Origin of the sequence: Pseudomonas sp. CC120222-01a (genome assembly GCF_003097235.1) — a bacterium.
Taxonomy (GTDB): domain Bacteria; phylum Pseudomonadota; class Gammaproteobacteria; order Pseudomonadales; family Pseudomonadaceae; genus Aquipseudomonas.
Map to the genome: position 1 here is coordinate 109,039 of NZ_QEQQ01000001.1, position 20,751 is coordinate 129,789.

Sequence of the window (20,751 nt, forward strand, 5' to 3'; positions counted from 1 at the left end):
GATGGCTGACAACCCGACACCGCTATAATCACCCCCTCTGAAACACGCGCCCAAGGCCACCCCCAATGCCCCGCATCCACACGTTGCTGCTCCCCCTGCTGTTCACTGCCGCCCTCGCTGCCTGCGACCAGAAGCCCACCCGCGAAGAGCAGATTCTGGCTAACCTGCCGCTGCAGGAAGCCTACGACCACAACATCGAGCGCATGGCCGCGCTGCTCACCCGCACCCACCCGCAGCTCGATGCGGCCACCATCAGCAACGTCCTGCGCAAGCACCTCACCGTCGAGGACCAGCGCCAGGACCTGTACAAGCTCTACAGCGAGAAGAACTTCAGCGACGCCGAATTCGCCACCATCGTTGCCGCTACCCGCGACCCGGCCAAGGCCAAGGCGCTGGAACAGACCGAAGAAGGCAAGCGCCTGAGCGACAAGCTCACCGGGCTGATGCGCGAAACGGCGCAGGACGAGAAGGTGCAGGCACTGGCCGAGCAGCGGATGCAGCAGGTCGAGGATGAGTTGCAAGCTCTGGAGAAACCAGAGTCCTGAGCCTTGGGCTCCAGCTTTCTCCTGCACTGGCCTCTTCGCGGGCAAGCCCGCTCCCACAGGGGATAGCACAGGCTTCAGGCCGTGGGAGCGGGCTTGCCCGCGAAGAGGCCAGCACATGTTGAGGTGATCTTTCCCCCAAATGCCGGGTCGAACAGATATCCCGCCCCTTGGAGACTGACCATGCCCCGCCTGGGCTTCGCCTGCATGTACCGCCACCCCCACCGCAGCCTGTCGGTGAAAGAACTGGAGACCATCGAGCGCGCCTTCAACCCGCGCACCACCACGCTGCGATGGCTGTCCGGTGCCACCCAGGAAGCAGCCCGAGCGAAGCTGCTCGAGCTGGTGCAGCACAACCTCGACGCCCAATTGCGCCTGCTGGCCTACGTCAGTGAACTGCCGCCGATGCTGCGCATGGTGCGCCTGAGCAGCGACCTGCTGCCGCTCTACAGCCACCCCAGCGTAGGGCCGATCTATCGCGACACCGAGTTCCAGGCCTTGATGGCCGAACGCTTCGCCGCCATCGGCTCGCTGGCCCGCGACCAGGATCTGCGCCTGTCTTTTCACCCCGGCCAATACTGCGTGCTCGGCTCGGACCGCCCCGAGGTGGTGGAGAACAGCCTGGCCGAATTCGAATACCACGCCGACATGATCCGCATGATGGGCTTCGGCCAGCGCTTTCAGGACTTCAAGTGCAATGTGCATATCGCCGGGCGCCTGGGCGCGGCTGGTGTGCGCCAGGTGTGGCCAAGGTTGTCGCAGGTGGCGCGCAACGTGATCACCTTCGAGAACGATGAGAAGACCTATGGCGTCGACGACTGCCTGGCACTGGCCGACCTTGCGCCGGTGGTGCTGGACATTCACCACTGCTGGATCCACGAGGGCGACTACATCGCCCCCCACGACCCGCGCGTGGCGCGGATCATTGACAGTTGGCGAGGTGTGCGGCCGACCATGCACTACTCACAGCCGCCGGAGCGCTTGCTGGCACTGGGCTTCGACGCTGACAGCAAGCTGACCATCCCGGCGTTGCTGGAGAAGGTGAACAAGCGTGACCTGTATCAGCACAGCGCGCAGATGTGGAACGACTGGACCAACCGCTACGCCCTGCAGTTCATCGACCGCTTCGACATCATGTTCGAGGCCAAGGACAAGAACCTGGCCACTCTGGATTTCTACCGGCGATATGTCGAGCGGCCATGACCGCAAAAACACCGCAACAGACCGCTTGAGCTTCGAAAAAGATGAACTTAACTATTGTTTCAAGAGTTGTCATAAATCTGTCGTGTTTCAGTCATAGGATTGACCCCAACCTGACATTTTCTCTCTTCATGGATGAACGTCTCATGCGTCGTGTGGTTTTCAATCAGAAAGGTGGCGTGGGCAAATCGAGCATCGCCTGCAACCTCGCCGCGGCCAGCGCCGCCGAAGGCTATCGCACGTTACTGGTCGACCTCGACCCGCAGGCCAACGCCACCTATTACCTCACCGGGCTGACCGACGACGCCATCCCCGCCGGCATCGCCGACTTCTTCCGCCAGACCCTCTCGCCGGTCACCGCCTCCGGCAAGAAGCACCGCGTGGCGATCACCGAAACCCGCTACGACAACCTGCACCTGGTGACCGCCAGCCCTGACCTTAGCGACCTGCAGAGCAAGCTGGAGAGCAAGTACAAGATCAACAAGCTGCGCAAGCTGCTGGTGGAGCTGGGCGAGGACTATGAGCGGATCTACATCGACACTCCGCCTGCGCTGAACTTCTATACCTTCAGCGCCCTGGTGGCCGCCGAACGCCTGCTGATCCCGTTCGACTGCGACAGCTTCTCGCGCCAGGCGCTGCTCAGCGTCATGGCCGAAGTCGAGGAACTGCGCCAGGACCACAACCCGGCGCTGCAGGTGGAAGGCGTGGTGGTCAACCAGTTCGCCGGGCGCACCGCGCTGCACCAGACCCTGGTCGATCAGTTGCGCGCCGAAGGCATGCCGGTACTGCCGGTGTACCTCAGCAGCTCGATAAAGATGCGCGAATCGCACCAGGTTTCGGTGCCGCTGGTGCACATGGCGCCCCGCCACAAGTTGACGCAGGAGTTCATCGAGCTGCTGGACGTGCTCGAACGCGCCGCCTGAACTGCGACAACACGCCACAGCCAGGCACTACCCTGCCGTTCGTCCGGGTGATAGATTCGCCGCCATGAAAATCACCCGGCACACTCGCACGCTGACTGCCTGGACGCTCTATGCCAGCGTCCTCTTCAGCCTGTTGCTGTGTGGCCTGCATCACGGCCAGATGGGCGGCCTGCGCCTGGCCGGCCTGGAAGGTGGTTTCTGCTCGATCAACAGCGAGCACGGCGTGGCCATCGACCTCGACGGCGCCGGTGGCGACCAGCACATGGCCCAGCTCGACTGCCCGGTGTGCTCCTCGTTCGGCCTGGCGGTGCCGCTGGTCAGCAACAGCTGGTCGTTCAGCCCTGCACACGCCACTGCCACCTCGCCCATCGTCGTGCGCAGCTGGGCGCAACCACCGCCCCGTTACCAACGCCCTGCCCTTACCCCCCGCGCTCCCCCTGCCGTCTTCCCCGCAGCCGTTACTCAGATCGCCTGACTTCAGCCGGGTGCGCCTGCCTGCGCGCTCGCCGTCAGCCATGACCTTTGCGTGGAAGACATAACAACATGCTCCGCAATACCTCCCTGGTGCTCCTCATGGGCACCTGCACCTTTGCCTGGGCGGACGATGCCGCCGTCGAACTCAACGCCACCACCATCGACGGTGAGCGCGATGCGCCTTCCGGCGTGCAACTGGACGAGCCGATCAGCACCGGCTCGCGGCTGGGCCTCACCGCACGGGAAACCCCCGCGTCGGTCAGCGTATCGGACCGGCGCATCATCGAAGAACGCGGCGCCAAGGACAGCCAGGATGTGATCAACGCCATGACGGGCGTGAACGCATCGGCCAACCCCGGCTATGGCGGTTTCGTCAGCTACCGCGGCTTCACCCAGAACCAGGTGACCCAGCTCTACAACGGCATCAACCTCGGCTACAGCAGCGCCACCCGGCCGGTGGACGCCTGGGTGCTGGACCGCGTCGAGCTGCTTGGCGGGCCGTCGTCCTTCCTGCATGGCGCAGGCGCCGTGGGCGGCTCGATCAACTACATCAGCAAGACCGCCAGCCGTGACCAGCAGATCATCCACGGCCGCGTGCGCTACGGCAGCTACGACGACTCGGAAGTGGCCTTCGGGATCAATCAGGCACTGGCCAGCAACCCGGCCGATGCCCGCCATTTCATGCGCCTGGACTTCAGCCACACCGGCAGCAATGGCTACATCGACCGTAACCAGCGCAAGACCGACAGCCTGGCGTTTTCCCTGCTCAGCGACCTGACGCCCGACCTGACCCACACCCTGGCGCTGGAATACCAGGAGGACCGCGAGGACAGCCCCTACTGGGGCGCGCCGATCCTGCCGGGGCGCAGCACCCTGAAGATCGACAACAGCCGCCGCTTCGAGAACTACAACGTCGCCGATGGCCGCTACGAGCAGCGGGTGCGCTGGCTGCGCTCGATGCTCGATTACCAGGTCAACGACAGCACCAGCCTGCACAACACCCTGTACCACTACAGCGCCCAGCGCGATTACCGCAACGTAGAGCGCTACAGCTACACCGGCGACGGCAATGTGCAGCGTGGCAGCCCTTACCTGCAGCGCCATGAACAGAGCGTGCTGGGCGACCGCATCGAACTGCGCCACGACAACCAGCTGTTCGGCCTGGCCAGCCAGTGGTCACTGGGCCTGGACTACTCGCACATGCGCCAGACCGTGTACCCGACGTCCGGGAGCTGGACCGATGTGGTCGACCCGGACCACTTCGACCCGGGCAGTTTCTACGACATCCCCGGGGTGAACGCCGGGCTGACCAAGCAACGCCGGCATGTCACCAGCAACCGCGCCGTGTTCGCCGAAAACCGCCTGCAACTGACCGAGCGCCTGGCCTTGCTCACAGCCCTGCGCTACGACTATCTGGACATGGAGGTAACCAACTACGGCGCGGTGACACCGACCTCGCCAGCGTACTTCGAGCGGCGCTGGGAACCGCTGTCCGGGCGCATCGGCCTGACCTACGAACTGACGCCGTCGGCCAGCCTCTACGCCCAGTACAGCACCGCCGCCGACCTGCCAGCCGGTTCGCTGGCGGCGGCCACCTACGCCAACGTCGGCACCTTCGACCTGTCCAAGGGCGAGCAATGGGAAGCGGGCAGCAAGTTCGACTTCCTCGAAGGGCGCGGCGCGGCGACCGTGGCCTTGTACCAGATCGTGCGCAAGGACTTTGCAGTGCGCGATTCGAGCAACCCCAACCTGACCGTCCAGGCCGGGCAGCAGACGTCCCGCGGGATCGAGCTGTCCGGGCGGCTGCAGGTCACGCCAAAGTTGCTGGCCGAGGGCAACTACGCCTATGTCGATGCGCAATACGATGAGTTCAATGAAGCGGTCAACGGCGTGTCGGTATCGCGCAAGGGCAATGCCCCGGTCAACGTGCCGGCCAATGTCGCCAACCTGTGGCTGACCTACAGCTTCACCTCGGCCTGGTCGGCGGGGGTGGATGCGCGCTATGTCGGCTCGGTGTACGCCGACAACGCCAACACCCTCAAGGCGCCGGCCTATACCTTGTTCGGCACCTTTGCCCGCTATCGGCTGGATGAACACACCACGATCACCGGGCGGGTGCGCAACCTGACCGATGAGGTGTATGCCAAGCAGGCCTATGGGCTGCAGTACTACATGGGGGCACCGCGCACGTTCGAGGTGGCGCTGGACTTGCGCTTCTGACGCTTGAGTCTGTGCCGGCTAACGCACCGGCACAGACTTAAAGAAATCTCCTACCCACCAATCACTCATTTCCTAGATCGCCTTCAGTGATAATGTGCACCCTCATCCACGCCGGCACATGACGCTCCGGCTCAGGCAAGTCAAGGTGGTTCCTTTGTTTTCGGCAGACATGCACGGCATGGCCAATAGCTACAGCGAGCTGGAATACGCGCCGTGGCGAGTCGGCCGGCAATAACCGCCTGCGGTCGAAACAGATATCCCGATGTCGCCCTGAACGAAGCGCCCCACCGCGCTCCTCGGTCTACTGGCCCTGATAACAACGATGGCGCGCCTGAGCGCGCCACATTCATCCAGGCTGCCTATGGAAACCGGAGAGCTTCCGTATGTCTGCATCGCATGAGGTATCCCCCGCCACCCTGCGCAGGGTCATCGCCGCCTCGGCCATCGGCAACTTCGTCGAATGGTTCGACTTCGCCGTCTATGGCTTCCTCGCCACGCTGATCGCCAGCCAGTTCTTCGCCAGCGAAGATGCCAGCGTCGCCCTGCTCAAGACCTTCGCCGTGTTTGCCGTGGCCTTCGCCCTGCGCCCACTCGGCGGCATCGTGTTCGGCGCGCTTGGCGACCGCCTGGGGCGCAAGCGCATCCTGTCGCTGACCATCCTGCTGATGGCCGGCTCCACCACCTTGATCGGCCTGCTGCCGACCTACGCCAGCATCGGCCTTGCGGCACCGGCGCTGCTGACCTTGGCGCGTTGCCTGCAGGGCTTCTCGGCCGGCGGTGAATACGCCGGCGCCTGCGCCTACCTGATGGAGCATGCGCCACAAAACAAACGTGCGTTCTATGGCAGTTTCGTGCCGGTGTCGACCTTCTCCGCCTTTGCCTGTGCAGCGGTGATCGCCTATGGCCTGGAAGCCAGCCTGTCGGCCGAGGCCATGACCGCATGGGGCTGGCGCATCCCGTTCCTGGTGGCGGCGCCGCTGGGGCTGGTGGGCTTGTACCTGCGCTGGCGCATGGAGGAAACCCCGGCATTTCGCGAGGCCGTCGCCCAGGGCAAGGAACATGAACATTCGCCACTCAAGGAGACCCTGCGCCACCACGGCCGGGCGATTCGCAACCTGGGCATGTTCATCTCGCTGACGGCGTTGTCGTTCTACATGTTCACCACTTACTTCGCCACCTACCTGCAACTGGTCGGCAACCTGACCCGTGCCCAGTCGCTGTTGGTGACTACCGTGGCGTTGCTGTTCGCGGCCGTCGGTTGCCCGCTGGCCGGGGCCTTTTCGGACCGGGTCGGGCGGCGCAAGACCATTGGTTTTACCTGCCTGTGGGTGATGGTCTGTGTGTTCCCCGCTTACTGGCTGGCCAGTTCCGGCTCGATGTCGGGGGCGCTGCTGGGGGTGATCCTGCTGGCGGTGGGGGCGCTGTGCAGTGGCGTGGTAACGGCGGCGTTGCTGTCGGAGAGTTTCCCGACCCGTACCCGCTATACCGCTTCGGCGATTACCTACAACGTCGCCTACACCTTGTTTGGTGGGACTGCGCCGCTGGTGGCGACCTGGTTGATCGGGCAGACCGGCAGCAGCCTGGCGCCGGCGTTCTACCTGGTGGTGATTGCGCTGGTGGCGCTGGTGGGGGGGTTGGCGTTGCCGGAGACTTCGCGGATATCGTTGCATGATGAAGCGGGGGTTGATGTGAACCCGGCAGTTCGCACTTCGAATTGAGGCCCTTGGGGCTGCTTTGCAGCCCATCGCAGGCAAGCCAGCTCCCACAGGATCTCCACAGGACCGGAGGCTTGCGCTGTACCTGTGGGAGCTGGCTTGCCTGCGATGGGCCGCAAAGCGGCCCCGGCGATCTCAATCCTCTTCGCGCCTGTATGCCCATTGATACAAGGCCGGCAACACCAACAGCGTCAGCGCCGTGGAGGACAGAATCCCGCCAATCACTACCGTCGCCAGCGGCCGCTGCACCTCGGCCCCGGTCCCTGTAGCCAAGGCCATTGGAATGAACCCCAACGACGCCACCAACGCGGTCATCAACACCGGCCGCAAGCGCGTCAATGCCCCCTCCTCGACCGCCGCACGTAAATTGCGCCCTTCCTCTCGCAGGCTGCGGATGAAGGCAATCATCACCAGGCCATTGAGCACCGCCACACCCGACAGGGCAATGAAGCCCACCCCTGCGGAAATCGACAGCGGGATATCCCGCAGCCACAGCGCCAGCACCCCGCCGGTCAAGGCAAACGGAATTCCGGTGAACACCAGCAGGCCGTCCTTGAGGTTGTTGAACATCATCAGCAGCAAGGCCATCACCAGCAACAGCGCTACCGGCACCACCACCCGCAGGCGCTCGGCCGCCGACTGCAACTGCTCGAACTGGCCGCCCCAGCGGGTCCAGTAACCCGGCGGGATCTGCACCTGCTCGAGCAACGTCTGTTCGGCCTGCTCGACGAACGAGCCCAGGTCACGCCCACGCACGTTGGCACTGACCACCACCACGCGCTTGCCATCCTCGCGGCCGATCTGGTTCGGCCCCAGTTGCAGGTTCAACGTGGCCACCTGCGACAGCGGGATGAAGCCGATCTGTGCCGCACCGGCTGCGGCACTGGCAGGTACCGGAATCAACAGGCTGCCCAGACCTTCGACATCGGTACGCAGGTTTTCGGACAGGCGCACCACCATGTCGAAGCGACGATCGCCCTCATACAACGTGCCCGCCGTGCGCCCGCCAACGGCAATGGCAATGGCGTCCTGCACGTCACCTACATTCAGGCCATGGCGCGCGGCCTTGTCGCGGTCGATGTCGATGGTCAGCACCGGCAGGCCGGTGGTCTGCTCGACCTTCACTTCCGAGGCACCTGGCACCTGTTGCAAGCTGCTGGCGATCTGCGCGGCGGTGCGGTTGAGCACATCCATGTCATCACCGAATACCTTCACCGCCACATCGCTGCGCACACCGGAAATCAACTCGTTGAAACGCAGCTGGATCGGCTGCGACAGCTCGTAGTTGCTGCCCGGCACGCTGGCAGCAGCGCGCTGGACCTCGGCAATCAGTTCCTCGCGGGGCTTGCCGGGGTCGACCCACTGCTCACGCGGGCGCAGCATCACATAGGCATCAGAGATGTTCGGCGGCATCGGGTCGGAAGCGATCTCGGCAGTGCCGGTACGGGCAAACACCCGCTCCACCTCCGGCACCTGGGCGATGATCGCCTGCTCCAGGCGCTGCTGCATGTCCACCGATTGCGACAGGCTGGTGCCTGGCACGCGCAGCGCCTGCAAGGCGAAGTCGCCCTCGCTGAGGCTGGGGATGAACTCGCTGCCCATGCGGCTGGCCACCACCCCGGACAGCAGCACCAGGCCCGCGGCGGCGGCGAACGCCAGCTTGCGCCTTCCCAGCACCCAATCGAGTACCGGCGCATAACGCTGGCGAGCGGTGCGCATGACCACGCCCTCTTCTTCCTTGACCTTGCCGGTGACGAACAGCGCGATGGCTGCCGGCACGAAGGTCACCGAAAGGATCATCGCGCCCAGCAGTGCCATCACCACGGTGAAGGCCATCGGGTGGAACATCTTGCCCTCGACCCCGGTCAGGGCAAAGATCGGCAGGTACACCACCATGATGATCAGTTGCCCGTAGATCAGCGGCCGGCGCGCCTCGCGGGCGGCAGCGAACACTTCGTGGAAGCGTTCGGTACGGGTCAGCATGCGGCCATGGCGCTGCTGGGCATGGGCCAGGCGACGGATGGCGTTTTCGACGATCACCACTGCACCATCGACAATGATGCCGAAGTCCAGGGCGCCGAGGCTCATCAAGTTGGCGCTGACCTTGTTGCTGAACATGCCGGTGAAGGTGAACAGCATCGACAGCGGGATGACCATGGCCGTGATCAGCGCGGCGCGGATGTTACCGAGGAACAGGAACAGCACGGCAATCACCAGGATCGCGCCTTCCACCAGATTCTTCTTCACCGTGGCGATTGCCTTTTCCACCAGGTTGGTGCGGTCGTAGACCGTCACCGCGACCACGCCCTTGGGCAGGTTGCGGTTGATCTCGGCGAGCTTGGCCGCCACCGCCTGGGACACCGTGCGGCTGTTCTCGCCAATCAACATGAACACCGTACCCAGCACCACTTCGCGGCCGTTCTCGGTGGCCGCGCCGGAGCGCAGCTCTTCGCCCAGGCCGACCTGGGCGACATGGCTGACGCGGATCGGCGTGCCGTCGACGCTGGAGATGACGATGTTGGCGATATCCTCGGCCGAGGCCACCTGACCCGGCGCGCGGATCAGCAACTGTTCGCCGTTGCGCTCGATGTAGCCAGCGCCGACGTTGGCATTGTTGCGTTCCAGCGCCGCGATCAGATCGTTGAGGGTGAGCTTGTAGGCCGCCAGCCGCTTGGGCTCGGGGGCGATCAGGTATTGCTTGGCGTGGCCGCCGATGCTGTTGACCTCGGCGACACCAGGCACATTGCGCAGCTGCGGCTTGATGATCCAGTCCTGGATCACCCGCAGGTCGGTCGCCGTGTAAGGCGTGCCGTCGTCCTTGAGCGCGCCCTGTTCGGCCTCCACGGTCCACAGGAAGATTTCCCCCAAGCCCGTGGAGATCGGCCCCATGCCGGCCTCGATGCCCTCGGGCAACTGCTCGCGGGCCACCTGCAGGCGCTCGTTGACCAGTTGCCGGGCGAAGAAGATATCGGTGCCATCGTCGAAGATCACCGTCACCTGCGACAGCCCCGAGCGCGACAACGAGCGGGTCTGTTTCAGGCCCGGCAGGCCCGCCATGGCGGTCTCGATGGCGAAAGTGATGCGCTGCTCGGTCTCCAGCGGCGAATAGCCCGGCGCTGCGGTATTGACCTGCACCTGGACGTTGGTGATATCAGGCACCGCGTCGATCGGCAGTTTCTGGTAGCTGTGGATGCCCACGGCAGCCATCAGCACCACGGCGAGCATCACCACCAGGCGCTGCTCGATGGCGAATTGGATCAGGCGTTCGAACATGCAAGCGTCCCCGCAATCAATGGCTGTGCTCGGCAGAAGCCTTGCCGAGCTCGGACTTGAGGACGAAGCTGCCAGCAGCAGCCACCTGAGTACCGGCGGCCAGGCCCGAGGTGATTTCCACCTGGCCGGCGTCGCGGCGGCCGGTCTTCACCGGGCGGGCCTCGAAACCTTGGTCGGTGCGAGCGAACACCACGGTCTGTTCCTCCCAGCTCTGCAATGCGCTCTCGGGCACGACGACGGCGGCATTGAAACGCTCGACATTGACCGCGATGTTGACGAACAGCCCGGGGCGCCAAACCCCATTGGGGTTGGCCAGGGTGGCGCGTACGGTGGCGGCGCGGTTCTGCTCGCCGAGCAGGCTGCCGACGTAGTTGACCTTGCCCTCGACTTCGGCGCCCAGGTCCGGGGCGCTGACGGTGACGCTGCGCCCGCTGGTAACCCGGGCCAGGTCGCGGGGTGCGACGGCGAAGGTGGCCCAGACCCGGCTCAAGTCGGACAAGGTAAAGGCATTGCTGGTCTCGTCGACCACTTCGCCCACGGTCAGGTGCTTTTCCACCACCACGGCATCGAAGGGGGCGCGCAGTTCGTAGCGGTTACCGGCACCGGCCGGGCCGACCGCAGCCACCTTCTGCCTGGCATTGGCCAGCGCGATCTCGGCCTCTTGCAGTGCCTGGCGCGCCTGCAGGTAGTCCTGCTCGGCGCTGATGCGCTCCTGCCACAGTTGCTGCTCGCGCTGGAAGGTCAGGCGCGCCAGTTCAAGGCGCCGCTGGGCGGCCTGCTGCTCGCTGCGCAGGTCAGAGATCTGCTGGCTGGCGATCACCGCCAGCACCTGACCGCGCTTGACCGCCTGGCCAAGCTCGGCCTGCACCGCCTCGACCACCCCCGGCACCCGCGGTACCACATGGGCGGTGCGGTCTTCATCGAAACGGATCTCGCCGGGGAAGCTGATGGCGGTGCCCAGTTCGCGAGGGGCGGCGGCGGCCAACTGAATGCCGGCTGACTCGATCTGAGCGATCGACAGGTGCAGTTCACCTTCCTTTTCCTGATGCTTTTCACCTGCCTCTTCGGCGTGGCCGTGGCTGTCTTCGCCATGATCGTCGTGCCGGGGCTCTGCTGCGCTGGTTTGGCCTCTGCTGGCCTGGCCAAGGTTGCCGGTCCAGGCCAGGCCACCCATGCCGAGAGCGGCAATGGCAGCGGCCAGGAGGGCGAGTTTGCGGGGGTTAGTCATTGTTGCTCCTGCTGCTCGAAATATTGCTCAAACCGTCCAGATCGCCGTAGATCCGCTCGACCTGTGCCCGTGCGTCGGTTGCCGCAGCCAAGGCCTCGAGGTACAGCCCACGCGCGTCGATCAAGGTGCGCTGGGCGTCGAGCACGTCGAGGAAGGCGAACTTGCCCATCTCGAAGCCTCGGGTGGCGGTGTCCACGGCCTGCTGCGCCGACGGCAGGATGGTGCGGTCGTAGGCCTGCACCTCCTGCATCGCCGTACGCCACTGATCGACGGCGCTGCGGGTTTCGCTGCGCAGGCGCAGTTCCACCGCGTTGCGCAGGTCGCGGGCCTGGTCGGCGCGGCGGGCGGCGGCCAGCACGTTGCCTTGGTTGCGGTCGAACAACGGCAAGGGCATCGACAGCCCGACCACATTGACCCGCTCACGGTCCTCGCGGCTGTACTGGCTGCCGATGCTGACGGTGAGGTTTGGAATGCGCAGGGCCTTTTCCGAGCCCAGCGAGGCTTCGCCGCGCTCGACCTGGGCGGCGGCCAGGCGCCATTCGACCGTCCGTTCGACCTGACCGAGCAGGGTATCGGCGGAAGGTGCAGCGCCGGGCGACAGGCTGGCCGTCGACAAGGTGTCGAAGGTCGCCAACGGACTGCCGGTCAGCCGCGCCAGGGCCTGGTAGGCCACCGTGCGCTGGGTTTCGGCGCGACGCACTTCAGCCTGGGCCTGGGCCAGTTGCACCTGGGCACGGGTGGCCTCCACCGGTGACGACTGGCCAGCCGTGACCCGGCCCTGTACCACCCGCAGGCCACGCTCGGTCAGCGCCTGCGACTGCTGCGCCAGTTCCACGCCAGTCTGCGCACGCAGGGCGGCGTGATACGCCTGGACCACATCGGCGCGCAGGCCATTGCGCTGGCGTTCAAGGTCCAGTTGGGCAATGGCCTGGCCAGCGCCGGCCACGGCAATGCGCGCACCGCGCTTGCCGCCCAGTTCCAGTGGCTGGCTGAGGGTGACGGTGCTGGTGCTGGTATCGCGGCGGGTGTCCTCCATTTCCCAAGCCAGTTCAGGGTTGGGGATCAGCCCGGCCTGGCGCCGCTCGCCCTCGGCAATACCGATTTCGCGACCGGCCGCGGCCAGTTCAGGGTTGTTGGCGAAGGCGGCGCTCAGCGCTTCGGGCAGGCTCATGCCTGGCCCGGCCTGGGCGCTGGCGGTGGCCGCCAGCAACAGGCTGAGCAAGGCGATCTTGCGGGGGGTGGGCACTTCGGGCGTCCTCGTCGACAAGCATTGGCGAGGGACTGTAAGGAGAGCTGGTTATCGAGGCGGTGGCGTGAACATTACAATTCCGTAATCCGGCGGTCTGCTCGAGCAAGTCCGATAATCGCCCACTTTGCCTAGCTGCGACACCTGATCCAATTGACGAAATTAACCACCCGGTACAAACATAGAGGCATTCAACAACAACAAAGCGATGCTCGCCATGAAGCCCCTTATTCTCGTGCTCAACGGCCCCAACCTGAACATGCTGGGGACCCGTGAGCCCACCCAGTATGGCCACGAAACCCTCGCCGACCTGGCTCAGGGTTGCGCCGACACTGCCCATGCCCACGGCCTGGAAATCGAATTCCGCCAGACCAACCACGAAGGCGAACTGATCGACTGGATCCACGCCGCCCGCGGTCGCTGCGCCGGTATCGTGATCAACCCCGGCGCCTGGACCCACACGTCGGTAGCGATTCGCGACGCCCTGGTGGCCAGCGAACTGCCGGTCATCGAAGTGCACCTGTCCAACGTGCACAAGCGCGAGCCGTTCCGTCACCTGTCGTTCGTTTCGTCGATTGCCGTCGGCGTGATTTGCGGCCTGGGCAGCCACGGTTACCGCATGGCCCTGAGCCACTTTGCCGAGATGCTTCAGGAGCTGCGCGCATGAGCCAGCCCGCCATTCTTGCCGGCCTGATCGGCCGTGGCATCCAACTGTCGCGCACCCCTGCCCTGCACGAGCACGAAGGTGATGCCCAACACCTGCGCTACCTCTATCGCCTGATCGACGCCGACCAGCTCCAGCTGGAAGACAGCGCCCTGGCGCAGCTGCTCGATGCCGCCCAGCACACCGGTTTCACCGGGCTCAACATCACCTACCCGTTCAAGCAGGCGATCCTGCCGCTGCTCGATGAGCTGTCGGACGAGGCCCGCGGTATTGGCGCGGTGAACACCGTGGTGCTCAAGGATGGCAAGCGGGTCGGCCACAACACCGACTGCCTGGGCTTTGCCGAGGGCCTGCGCCGTGGCCTGCCGGATGTGTCACGCCGCCGTGTGGTGCAGCTGGGCGCTGGCGGCGCCGGTTCGGCGGTGGCCCATGCACTGCTCAGCGAAGGGGTCAAGCAACTGGTGCTGTTCGAAGTGGATGCGGCGCGTGCCCAGGCGCTAGTGGACAACCTCAACAGCCATTTCGGCCAAGGTCGCGCGGTACTTGGAACGGACCTGGCGGTCGAGGTGGCCGAGGCCGATGGTCTGGTCAACACCACGCCAGTGGGCATGGCCAAGTTGCCAGGCACGCCACTGCCCGTGGAGCTGTTGCACCCACGCTTGTGGGTGGCGGAAATCATCTATTTCCCGCTGGAGACCGAGCTGCTGAAAGCCGCACGGGCGCTGGGTTGCCGCACGCTGGATGGCAGCAACATGGCGGTATTCCAGGCAGTGAAGGCGTTCGAGCTGTTCAGTGGCAAACAGGCGGATGCCGAGCGGATGCAGGCGCATTTCGCCAGCTTTACCTGACAGACCGCAGCGCCTTCTTCGCGGGCACGCCCGCTCCCACAGATACAGCGCAGCCATTGAGGTTGGCGCCGTACCTGTGGGAGCGGGCTTGCCCGCGAAGAGGCCAGCACAGCTTTACCCTTTTTCATCCAACAGCGCCTGTATGACTTTCTCCTGCCCGGCATAGTCGCCTTCACCAAAGTGCACATGCCGCACCTGCCCCTGCCGATCGACAAAGTAATGCGCTGGCCAGAACTGGTTACCCCAGGCATTCCACACCTGATAGTCGTTATCCACCGCCACCGGATACGCGATACCCAGGCTGGCCACCTTGCTCTTCAACTGCCCCACATCATGCTCGTAGTCGTACTCCGGCGTATGCACCCCCACCACCACCAGGCCCTGGTCGGCATAGCGCCGGGCCCAGTCGTTGACGTGCGGCAGGCTACGCTGGCAGTTGATGCAGTCCCAGGTCCAGAAGTCCACCAGCACCACCTTGCCCTTGAGCGCCGGGGCGTCCAATGGTGGTGAATTGAGCCATTGGCTGGCGCCAGCCAGTGACGGCATGGCGCCATAGTTATCGCGAGCCATCAGTTGCCCACCCGCGAGGCCCAGGCCAACCAGCGCCAAGGCCACGCCCCCCACTTTCAACAACAGCCGGCGATCAGTTGTCATGGCAACCGCTCGTGGCGTAGGTACGGTACTCAACACTCTCGCGCTGGCCTTTCGAGTTCAGGTAATCCATGCGCGTGTTGACCGGACCGCAGGCATTGCTCTGATCATCCTTCACCGACAGCACCCGCTTCACATCCAGCTGGTCACCATAGCGGTACTGCATGACGCTGGCGTCGTTCATCGAGGTGGAGCTGGCATTGGCGGCAACGGCACCGAGGCTGAGCACGGCGAACAGGCTGGCGCTGGCAATAGTCTTGAAGTTCATGGCATCTCTCCTTGGCAACACTTTCAGGGGGTGGGGATCTGTGCTCCCCGGTCGAGAGCCATTTCACGTCCGCCAGGTATCTCGCATGTGTCGCCTGATGCTGTGATCTGCTTCTTCCTGTATCTGTACACAGGCCAGATACACTGCAATACAAAACCCCGCAGGCAAGCCATCATGTGCTCGGTACACTGCGCCCACTCTCCCTTGAACAGGAATGCCGCGAATGGAACATGTCGATCACATCCTGATCGTCGACGACGACCGTGAGATCCGCGAGCTGGTCGGCAATTACCTGAAAAAGAACGGTTTGCGCACCAGCATCGTCGCCGACGGCCGGCAGATGCGCGCTTTCCTGGAAGCCAACAGCGTCGACCTGATCGTTCTCGACATCATGATGCCCGGCGACGACGGCTTGCTGCTTTGCCGCGAACTGCGTGCCGGCAAACACCGCAACACACCGGTATTGATGTTGACCGCGCGCAACGATGAGACCGACCGCATCATCGGCCTGGAAATGGGCGCCGACGACTACCTGACCAAACCGTTCTCCGCCCGCGAACTGCTGGCGCGCATCAATGCCGTGCTGCGCCGCACGCGCATGCTGCCGCCCAACCTGACCATCAGCGAAAGCAGCCGGCTGCTGGCCTTCGGCCAATGGCGCCTGGATACCACCGCCCGTCACCTGCTGGACAACGAGGGCACCCTGGTAGCACTCAGCGGTGCCGAATACCGCCTGTTGCGGGTATTCCTCGACCACCCGCAGCGGGTACTCAGCCGCGAACAGTTGCTCAACCTGACCCAAGGCCGCGAAGCAGACATCTTCGACCGCTCCATCGACCTGCTGGTCAGCCGCCTGCGCCAACGCCTGGGCGACGATGCCCGCGAGCCAAGCTGCATCAAGACCGTGCGCAGCGAGGGCTATGTGTTCTCGCTGGCCGTGCAATTGCTCGAGTCACCCGTATGAAATGGCCGCGCACCCTTGCCTCGCGCCTGGCGCTGATCTTCATCACCGGGCTGGTGCTGGCCTATGGGCTGTCGTTCAGCCTGCAAGCCTATGAGCGCTATGTCAGCAGCCGTTCGATGATGCTCAGCCATCTGGAGCAGGATGTCGCCACCTCGATGGCGATCCTCGAGCGCCTGCCGGCGGCCGAGCGAGCCAGCTGGCTGCCGCGCCTGGAGCGCCATACCTACCGCTACCGCCTGGATCAGGGCCAGGCCGGCACGCCGATGGCCAGCGACGAACCGCCCATGGCTGCCGAATCGATCATCAAGGCCATCGGCGAGCACTACCAGCTGAAATTCAAGGATATTCCCGGACCGCAACAGCACTTCCAGGTGCACTTGCACCTGTCTGATGGCTCGCCGCTGACCATCGATGTCACGCCAACGCCAGTACCGGTGGCGGGCTGGCTGCCGCTGGTGCTGCTGATCCAGCTCGGTGTGCTGCTGTTCTGCACCTGGCTGGCGGTGCGCCTGGCCATCGGCCCACTGACCCGCCTGGCCCAGGCCGTGGACGACCTCGACCCGGACAAGCCCGGCGTGCTGCTGGATGAAAGCGGCCCGCGCGAGGTCAAGTACGCCGCCGTGGCGTTCAATGCCCTGCAAGCACGCATCGCCGCCTACCTGAAAGAACGCATGCAATTGCTGGCTGCCATATCCCACGACCTGCAAACACCGATCACGCGCATGAAACTGCGGGTCGAGGTCATGGACGATGGTGTCGAGAAGGACAAACTCTGGCATGACCTGGATGCCATGGAGCACCTGGTCCGCGAAGGCGTGGCCTATGCTCGCAGCATGGACATCAACACTGAGGCGCCGTGCCGCATCAACCTCGATGCCTTTCTCGACAGCCTGGTGTTCGACTATCAGGACAGCGGCGCCAAGGTGGAGCGCCAGGGCAATAACGGCAGCCTGCTGGAAACCCGACCGCACGCACTGCGTCGGGTACTGGTGAACCTGGTGGACAACGCCCTCAAATTTTCCGGCAAGGCACAGCTCGAGGTCAGCCGCGAGCGAGGCAAGACGCTCATTCGGGTGCTCGATGAGGGCCCTGGGATCCCCGCCGAAGAGCTGGACGAAGTCCTCAAACCGTTCTACAGGGTGGAAAGCTCCCGCAATCGCAGTACTGGCGGTACTGGCCTCGGGCTGGCCATCGCCCATCAACTGACCCAGGCCATGGGCGGCAAGCTGACCTTGAGTAACCGAAAGAGCGGCGGGTTGTGCGCCCAGATCGAGCTGTAGCAATCGAAGCGGCGGCCCTGGCAGGTCGCCCTACAGCCCCGATCACTACAGTCCGATACACAAAGCCGTATTCACCGACACACTGCAGATACCCATCCCCCCCACACTCCCGTTCACCCAATGACACGCCGGGAGATCTCACCCATGAAGCCGCTCACCCTGCCCTCCGGCTGGAGGCTGTTCTACGCCCTTGCTGGCCTGACCTTGTTCATGACCGCCTTGGTCCTGCTCAGCTATCCGCCCGGTGCGGATAGCCTGCGCAGTGCCATTCGCGCCACCGCACGCAGCTCATTCGCACTGTTCCTGCTGGCCTTTCTGGCCTCGTCACTGGTCACCTTGCTGCCTGGCAGCGGCAGCCGCTGGTTGCTCCGCGAGCGGCGTTACGTGGGCTTGGCCTTTGCCTTTTCACATACTGTGCATGGGCTGCTGATCTACCGCTACGCCCAGCAATTCCCTGAGCTGTTCTGGGCCGGACGCACGGTCACCTCGAGCCTGCCAGGCAGCATCGGTTACCTGTTCCTGCTACTGCTCAGCGTGACCTCGTTCAAGGCACCGATGCGCCTGCTCGGCGGCCGAGCCTGGCAAGCCCTGCACAGCACCGGCATGTGGGTGCTGGCCGGAGTGTTCTGCCTGTCCTTTTACAACCGCATCCCCATGGGCGGCTGGTACCCGCTGGCCTTCGCCCTGATGTTCAGCGCCATCGCCTTCAAGCTCACCGCCAAGCTGGCCCGGCAGCAACGCCGCACGGCTTCTGCCCTTTCCTGAAACGAGATGATCTCCATGACCACACTGACCCGCACCCTCACCACCTTCGATCGCTTTGGCAGCTGGAGCGCCGACCTGCCGCTGCGGCTGTTCCTGGCTTGGGAGTTCTTCGAGTCCGGCTGGGAGAAATTCAACGGCAGCAACTGGTTCGGCGATCTGCAGGCGAATTTCCCGTTCCCTTTCAATGTGCTGCCAGCAGAATTCAACTGGCAGTTGTCGATGTGGGCGGAACTGCTGCTGCCCCTGCTGCTGTTGCTTGGCCTCGGCACGCGGCTGGCATCGGCTGGACTGATGGTGGTGACCGTGGTGGCGATTGCTGCGGTGCATTGGCCCAATCACTGGTCGAGCCTGGCAGAACTGGCCCAGGGTTATGCCATCACCGACCAGGGTTTCGGCAACTTCAAGCTGCCGCTCATTTATCTGGTCGCTCTGCTGCCGCTGCTACTCAAAGGCTCGGGGCGCTTGAGCCTGGATAACTGGATCAGGAACCGCGTATTGGGGTAAGGAGCAAAGGGGCTGCCAGGCAGCCCCTTTCGTGTCATCGCGTGCCGATGACGACACCTTGCTCACGCAGGCTTTCGAGCAGCGCCAAGCCCTCCTGCTGATCCGCAGCCAGCGCCTGCAACCGCTCCCGCCCATTGCCCCTGACTTGCGTCAGCAAACGGTAGGCCATGGGCGAAAGCCGGGCGAAACGCACCTGCAATGCGGCATCGCGATAGACCAGCAGCAATGTGGGCAGAGCAGGCGCCTCAAGCGGTTGGTACGCCGGACCGATGCGCTCCACCGGCCAACGGTAGGCCAGAACACGTGCCGTGCTCGACAACAACGGCTCACCTCGCAGCAAGTCGCCGTGGGGATCATGGTCAGGATCCTTGGCATCACTCAGGTACAACTGCGATTCGATCAGCTCATAGTGGGCCAGCTCGCGCTGCCAGGGCGTGTCGGGCTCGATGCCCTGCAGATAATCGACAAAGGCATCCGCAACCTTGGTAAACAACGGCGAGCGGCAGCGGTAACTGGCATAAAAATCATGCACTCGCGCATGCCAACGCTGATCACCCAACGAGGTGCGAAGCACTGGGAAACTTCCCGCCAACAGGGCCTCGATATTGCCGTAGAACAATTCCCTGTATAGCCTCAGGCGGCGATCTTCGAGCCCTGCAGGTGGCCCATGGCGCTCAGGGTCTCGCAGGTGACGCGCCAGACGGAATTGCTGTTCACGCAATACACCGTGCATGCACCACCTCCCGCTGCACGGTACGAATGTGCGCTACTTCTGCAAGCAGCTCGCCCATGACCGGGTAATTGAAGTCGCGTTCAAGCACCGTGGGCTGTATGCCAAAACGTTCGCAGGCGCTGGCGAACAGTGACCAGACCTGCGGCTTGACCACCGCTCCGTGCGTGTCGACCTTGAGATCGGGCGCCTCGTCATGGTGCCCTGCCAGGTGCATGCCGGTAACCCGCGTTACCGGAAGCCCCAGCAGAAATGCCTGCGCGTCATACCCGTGGTTAAAGGCATTGACGTAAACATTGTTGACGTCCAGCAGCAGCTCGCAGTCCGCTTCGTCGAGCACCGCGCAGATGAACTCCAGTTCACTCATCGCCTGGCAGGGGGCGACGTAGTAGCTGATGTTCTCGATGGCGATTCGCCGTTGCAACACATCCTGCGCCTGGCGAATACGCGCACTCACGTGCCGTACCGCCGCCTCGGTGAAGGGCAACGGCAGCAGGTCATAGAGAAGACCATCATCGCTGCAGTAACTCAGGTGCTCGCTGTAATGGCGTACCTGATAGCGGTCGAGGAACTGCCGGATCTGCTCGAGCAGTTCGCGATCCAGCGGCAAGCTGCCCCCCAGCGACAGCGACAGGCCGTGGCAGGCCAGGGGAAAGCGCTCGGCGAGCTGCACCAGGCCCTGGCCATAGGCGCCACCGACACCGATCCAGTTTTCCGGAGCGCACTCCAGAAAATCCACTGTGCCCGGATCCAGAGCAAGCAGTTCGGGCATCAGGCTGCGACGCAAGCCAAGACCGGCGAGCATGGGTGTGGTCATCATCATTGAGCCTCCATAACAAGCACAACGCCCCGCCTGACCAGCAGGCGGGGCGTTGTCACATTTCTCAAGGAATCGATTCAGGCCTGACTCTCGCCGTGGCTGCCACTGCCACCGCACTTGCCTTCACCACACTTGCCTTCGCTTTGGTCGGCCTTGCTGGTGCCACCGCATTTGCCTTCACCGCACTTGCCTTCGCTTTGGACGGCCTTGCCAGTGCCTCCGCACTTGCCTTCTCCGCACTTGCCCTCGCCTTGGGCCTTGGCCGAAGCTAACTGATAGCCCTCGGGCAGAGGCTCCACAGCGAAGGCCTGGCTGCCAATGGCCATGCTGCCGACAAGCGCAGCGCCGAGCAGCCCGAGTTTGTCAATTGCTTGCGTCATGATGAAGCTCCACTCTGGTCAGGAAGTGGAGCCATTAAATCGCGCCGACAGATTGA

19 protein-coding genes and 1 pseudogene are annotated in these 20,751 nt (G+C 64.1%); 12 read left to right on the plus strand and 8 right to left on the minus strand.

Features of this window, described 5'->3' with window-relative positions:
* The first annotated feature begins 65 nt into the window (after positions 1–65).
* The 6 genes from N430_RS00585 (at position 66) to N430_RS00610 (ending at position 7,077) form a co-directional block, all read left to right on the plus strand.
* Positions 66–545: a hypothetical protein gene (locus N430_RS00585; RefSeq protein ID WP_110632186.1), complete on the plus strand. Its 480-nt coding sequence runs from the start codon at positions 66–68 to the stop codon at positions 543–545.
* A gap of 180 nt (positions 546–725) precedes the next feature.
* Entirely contained in the window at positions 726–1,745 is a 1,020-nt protein-coding gene (gene uvsE, locus N430_RS00590) for a UV DNA damage repair endonuclease UvsE (protein ID WP_110632183.1), read from the plus strand.
* A 143-nt stretch (positions 1,746–1,888) separates the two neighbouring features.
* The gene (locus N430_RS00595; protein ID WP_110632180.1) at positions 1,889–2,665 is read left to right on the plus strand and encodes a ParA family protein; all 777 of its coding nucleotides are present in this window, start codon (positions 1,889–1,891) and stop codon (positions 2,663–2,665) included.
* 64 nt (positions 2,666–2,729) lie between these two features.
* Positions 2,730–3,140, plus strand: a complete 411-nt coding sequence (locus tag N430_RS00600) for a DUF2946 domain-containing protein (protein WP_110632177.1) — start codon at positions 2,730–2,732, stop codon at positions 3,138–3,140.
* A gap of 68 nt (positions 3,141–3,208) precedes the next feature.
* Positions 3,209–5,359 carry a TonB-dependent siderophore receptor gene (locus N430_RS00605; RefSeq protein ID WP_110632173.1) on the plus strand — a complete coding sequence of 717 codons (2,151 nt, stop codon included), beginning with the start codon at positions 3,209–3,211 and terminating at the stop codon, positions 5,357–5,359.
* 383 nt (positions 5,360–5,742) lie between these two features.
* Complete coding sequence (locus N430_RS00610; protein ID WP_110632169.1) at positions 5,743–7,077, plus strand: MFS transporter; 1,335 nt, start codon at positions 5,743–5,745, stop codon at positions 7,075–7,077.
* Between the two features lie 132 nt (positions 7,078–7,209).
* Here N430_RS00610 and N430_RS00615 read toward each other — a convergent pair whose 3' ends face one another.
* The 3 genes from N430_RS00615 to N430_RS00625 are packed head-to-tail and all read right to left on the minus strand — an operon-like array spanning position 7,210 to position 12,821.
* Positions 7,210–10,347, minus strand: a complete 3,138-nt coding sequence (locus tag N430_RS00615; RefSeq protein ID WP_110632166.1) for an efflux RND transporter permease subunit — start codon at positions 10,345–10,347, stop codon at positions 7,210–7,212.
* 16 nt (positions 10,348–10,363) lie between these two features.
* Positions 10,364–11,575, minus strand: coding sequence for an efflux RND transporter periplasmic adaptor subunit (locus N430_RS00620; RefSeq protein WP_110632164.1), 1,212 nt, complete (start codon positions 11,573–11,575; stop codon positions 10,364–10,366).
* Positions 11,568–12,821, minus strand: a complete 1,254-nt coding sequence (locus tag N430_RS00625) for a TolC family protein (protein WP_110632161.1) — start codon at positions 12,819–12,821, stop codon at positions 11,568–11,570. Before N430_RS00625 ends, N430_RS00620 begins: the two co-directional genes overlap by 8 nt.
* Before the next feature lie 217 nt (positions 12,822–13,038).
* On the opposite strand from N430_RS00625, the gene aroQ reads away from it, so the two are divergent.
* Positions 13,039–13,488 (plus strand): type II 3-dehydroquinate dehydratase, encoded by a 450-nt coding sequence (aroQ, locus tag N430_RS00630; protein WP_110632559.1) that lies wholly within the window; start codon positions 13,039–13,041, stop codon positions 13,486–13,488.
* Positions 13,485–14,333: a shikimate dehydrogenase gene (locus N430_RS00635; protein WP_110632158.1), complete on the plus strand. Its 849-nt coding sequence runs from the start codon at positions 13,485–13,487 to the stop codon at positions 14,331–14,333. The genes aroQ and N430_RS00635 overlap by 4 nt, the downstream gene beginning before the upstream one ends.
* A gap of 114 nt (positions 14,334–14,447) precedes the next feature.
* On the opposite strand, the gene N430_RS00645 is transcribed toward N430_RS00635, so the two are convergent.
* Both N430_RS00645 and N430_RS00650 read right to left on the minus strand, forming a co-directional pair.
* A complete protein-coding gene (locus N430_RS00645) occupies positions 14,448–14,987 on the minus strand; it encodes a thioredoxin family protein (RefSeq protein WP_110632152.1) in 540 nt (179 codons plus the stop codon).
* Positions 14,977–15,252, minus strand: a complete 276-nt coding sequence (locus N430_RS00650) for a DUF2790 domain-containing protein (protein ID WP_110632149.1) — start codon at positions 15,250–15,252, stop codon at positions 14,977–14,979. Before N430_RS00650 ends, N430_RS00645 begins: the two co-directional genes overlap by 11 nt.
* 223 nt (positions 15,253–15,475) lie before the next feature.
* Here N430_RS00650 and N430_RS00655 point away from each other — a divergent pair, with 223 nt between their 5' ends.
* The 4 genes from N430_RS00655 to N430_RS00670 all read left to right on the plus strand — a co-directional run bounded on the left by N430_RS00655 (position 15,476) and on the right by N430_RS00670 (position 18,765).
* A complete protein-coding gene (locus N430_RS00655) occupies positions 15,476–16,216 on the plus strand; it encodes a response regulator (protein ID WP_110632146.1) in 741 nt (246 codons plus the stop codon).
* Positions 16,213–17,496 carry a HAMP domain-containing sensor histidine kinase gene (locus N430_RS00660; RefSeq protein ID WP_110632143.1) on the plus strand — a complete coding sequence of 428 codons (1,284 nt, stop codon included), beginning with the start codon at positions 16,213–16,215 and terminating at the stop codon, positions 17,494–17,496. The genes N430_RS00655 and N430_RS00660 overlap by 4 nt, the downstream gene beginning before the upstream one ends.
* A gap of 144 nt (positions 17,497–17,640) precedes the next feature.
* Positions 17,641–18,261, plus strand: a complete 621-nt coding sequence (locus tag N430_RS00665) for a ferric reductase-like transmembrane domain-containing protein (protein WP_110632140.1) — start codon at positions 17,641–17,643, stop codon at positions 18,259–18,261.
* 15 nt (positions 18,262–18,276) lie between these two features.
* Positions 18,277–18,765, plus strand: coding sequence for a DoxX family protein (locus tag N430_RS00670; RefSeq protein WP_110632137.1), 489 nt, complete (start codon positions 18,277–18,279; stop codon positions 18,763–18,765).
* 34 nt (positions 18,766–18,799) lie between these two features.
* Here N430_RS00670 and N430_RS00675 read toward each other — a convergent pair whose 3' ends face one another.
* From N430_RS00675 to N430_RS00685, 3 genes and pseudogenes are all read right to left on the minus strand, one after another.
* Positions 18,800–19,498: a DUF2063 domain-containing protein gene (locus N430_RS00675; protein ID WP_110632134.1), complete on the minus strand. Its 699-nt coding sequence runs from the start codon at positions 19,496–19,498 to the stop codon at positions 18,800–18,802.
* The gene (locus N430_RS00680; protein WP_178083362.1) at positions 19,479–20,315 is read right to left on the minus strand and encodes a DUF692 domain-containing protein; all 837 of its coding nucleotides are present in this window, start codon (positions 20,313–20,315) and stop codon (positions 19,479–19,481) included. The genes N430_RS00675 and N430_RS00680 overlap by 20 nt, the downstream gene beginning before the upstream one ends.
* A gap of 110 nt (positions 20,316–20,425) precedes the next feature.
* Positions 20,426–20,695, minus strand: a pseudogene (locus tag N430_RS00685) (hypothetical protein); the annotation flags it as partial.
* Positions 20,696–20,751: the final 56 nt, after the last annotated feature.

Bases quoted from the DNA above. Each gene is read 5' to 3' on its own strand.
- N430_RS00620 (WP_110632164.1), bottom strand. From the start codon at position 11,575: ATGACTAACCCCCGCAAACTCGCCCTCCTGGCCGCTGCCATTGCCGCT.
- N430_RS00635 (WP_110632158.1), top strand. From the start codon at position 13,485: ATGAGCCAGCCCGCCATTCTTGCCGGCCTGATCGGCCGTGGCATCCAA.
- N430_RS00670 (WP_110632137.1), top strand. From the start codon at position 18,277: ATGACCACACTGACCCGCACCCTCACCACCTTCGATCGCTTTGGCAGC.
- uvsE (WP_110632183.1), top strand. From the start codon at position 726: ATGCCCCGCCTGGGCTTCGCCTGCATGTACCGCCACCCCCACCGCAGC.
- N430_RS00595 (WP_110632180.1), top strand. From the start codon at position 1,889: ATGCGTCGTGTGGTTTTCAATCAGAAAGGTGGCGTGGGCAAATCGAGC.
- N430_RS00650 (WP_110632149.1), bottom strand. From the start codon at position 15,252: ATGAACTTCAAGACTATTGCCAGCGCCAGCCTGTTCGCCGTGCTCAGC.
- N430_RS00675 (WP_110632134.1), bottom strand. From the start codon at position 19,498: ATGCACGGTGTATTGCGTGAACAGCAATTCCGTCTGGCGCGTCACCTG.
- N430_RS00610 (WP_110632169.1), top strand. From the start codon at position 5,743: ATGTCTGCATCGCATGAGGTATCCCCCGCCACCCTGCGCAGGGTCATC.
- N430_RS00680 (WP_178083362.1), bottom strand. From the start codon at position 20,315: ATGATGACCACACCCATGCTCGCCGGTCTTGGCTTGCGTCGCAGCCTG.
- N430_RS00660 (WP_110632143.1), top strand. From the start codon at position 16,213: ATGAAATGGCCGCGCACCCTTGCCTCGCGCCTGGCGCTGATCTTCATC.
- N430_RS00655 (WP_110632146.1), top strand. From the start codon at position 15,476: ATGGAACATGTCGATCACATCCTGATCGTCGACGACGACCGTGAGATC.
- N430_RS00585 (WP_110632186.1), top strand. From the start codon at position 66: ATGCCCCGCATCCACACGTTGCTGCTCCCCCTGCTGTTCACTGCCGCC.
- N430_RS00665 (WP_110632140.1), top strand. From the start codon at position 17,641: ATGAAGCCGCTCACCCTGCCCTCCGGCTGGAGGCTGTTCTACGCCCTT.
- N430_RS00645 (WP_110632152.1), bottom strand. From the start codon at position 14,987: ATGACAACTGATCGCCGGCTGTTGTTGAAAGTGGGGGGCGTGGCCTTG.
- N430_RS00605 (WP_110632173.1), top strand. From the start codon at position 3,209: ATGCTCCGCAATACCTCCCTGGTGCTCCTCATGGGCACCTGCACCTTT.
- N430_RS00600 (WP_110632177.1), top strand. From the start codon at position 2,730: ATGAAAATCACCCGGCACACTCGCACGCTGACTGCCTGGACGCTCTAT.
- aroQ (WP_110632559.1), top strand. From the start codon at position 13,039: ATGAAGCCCCTTATTCTCGTGCTCAACGGCCCCAACCTGAACATGCTG.
- N430_RS00615 (WP_110632166.1), bottom strand. From the start codon at position 10,347: ATGTTCGAACGCCTGATCCAATTCGCCATCGAGCAGCGCCTGGTGGTG.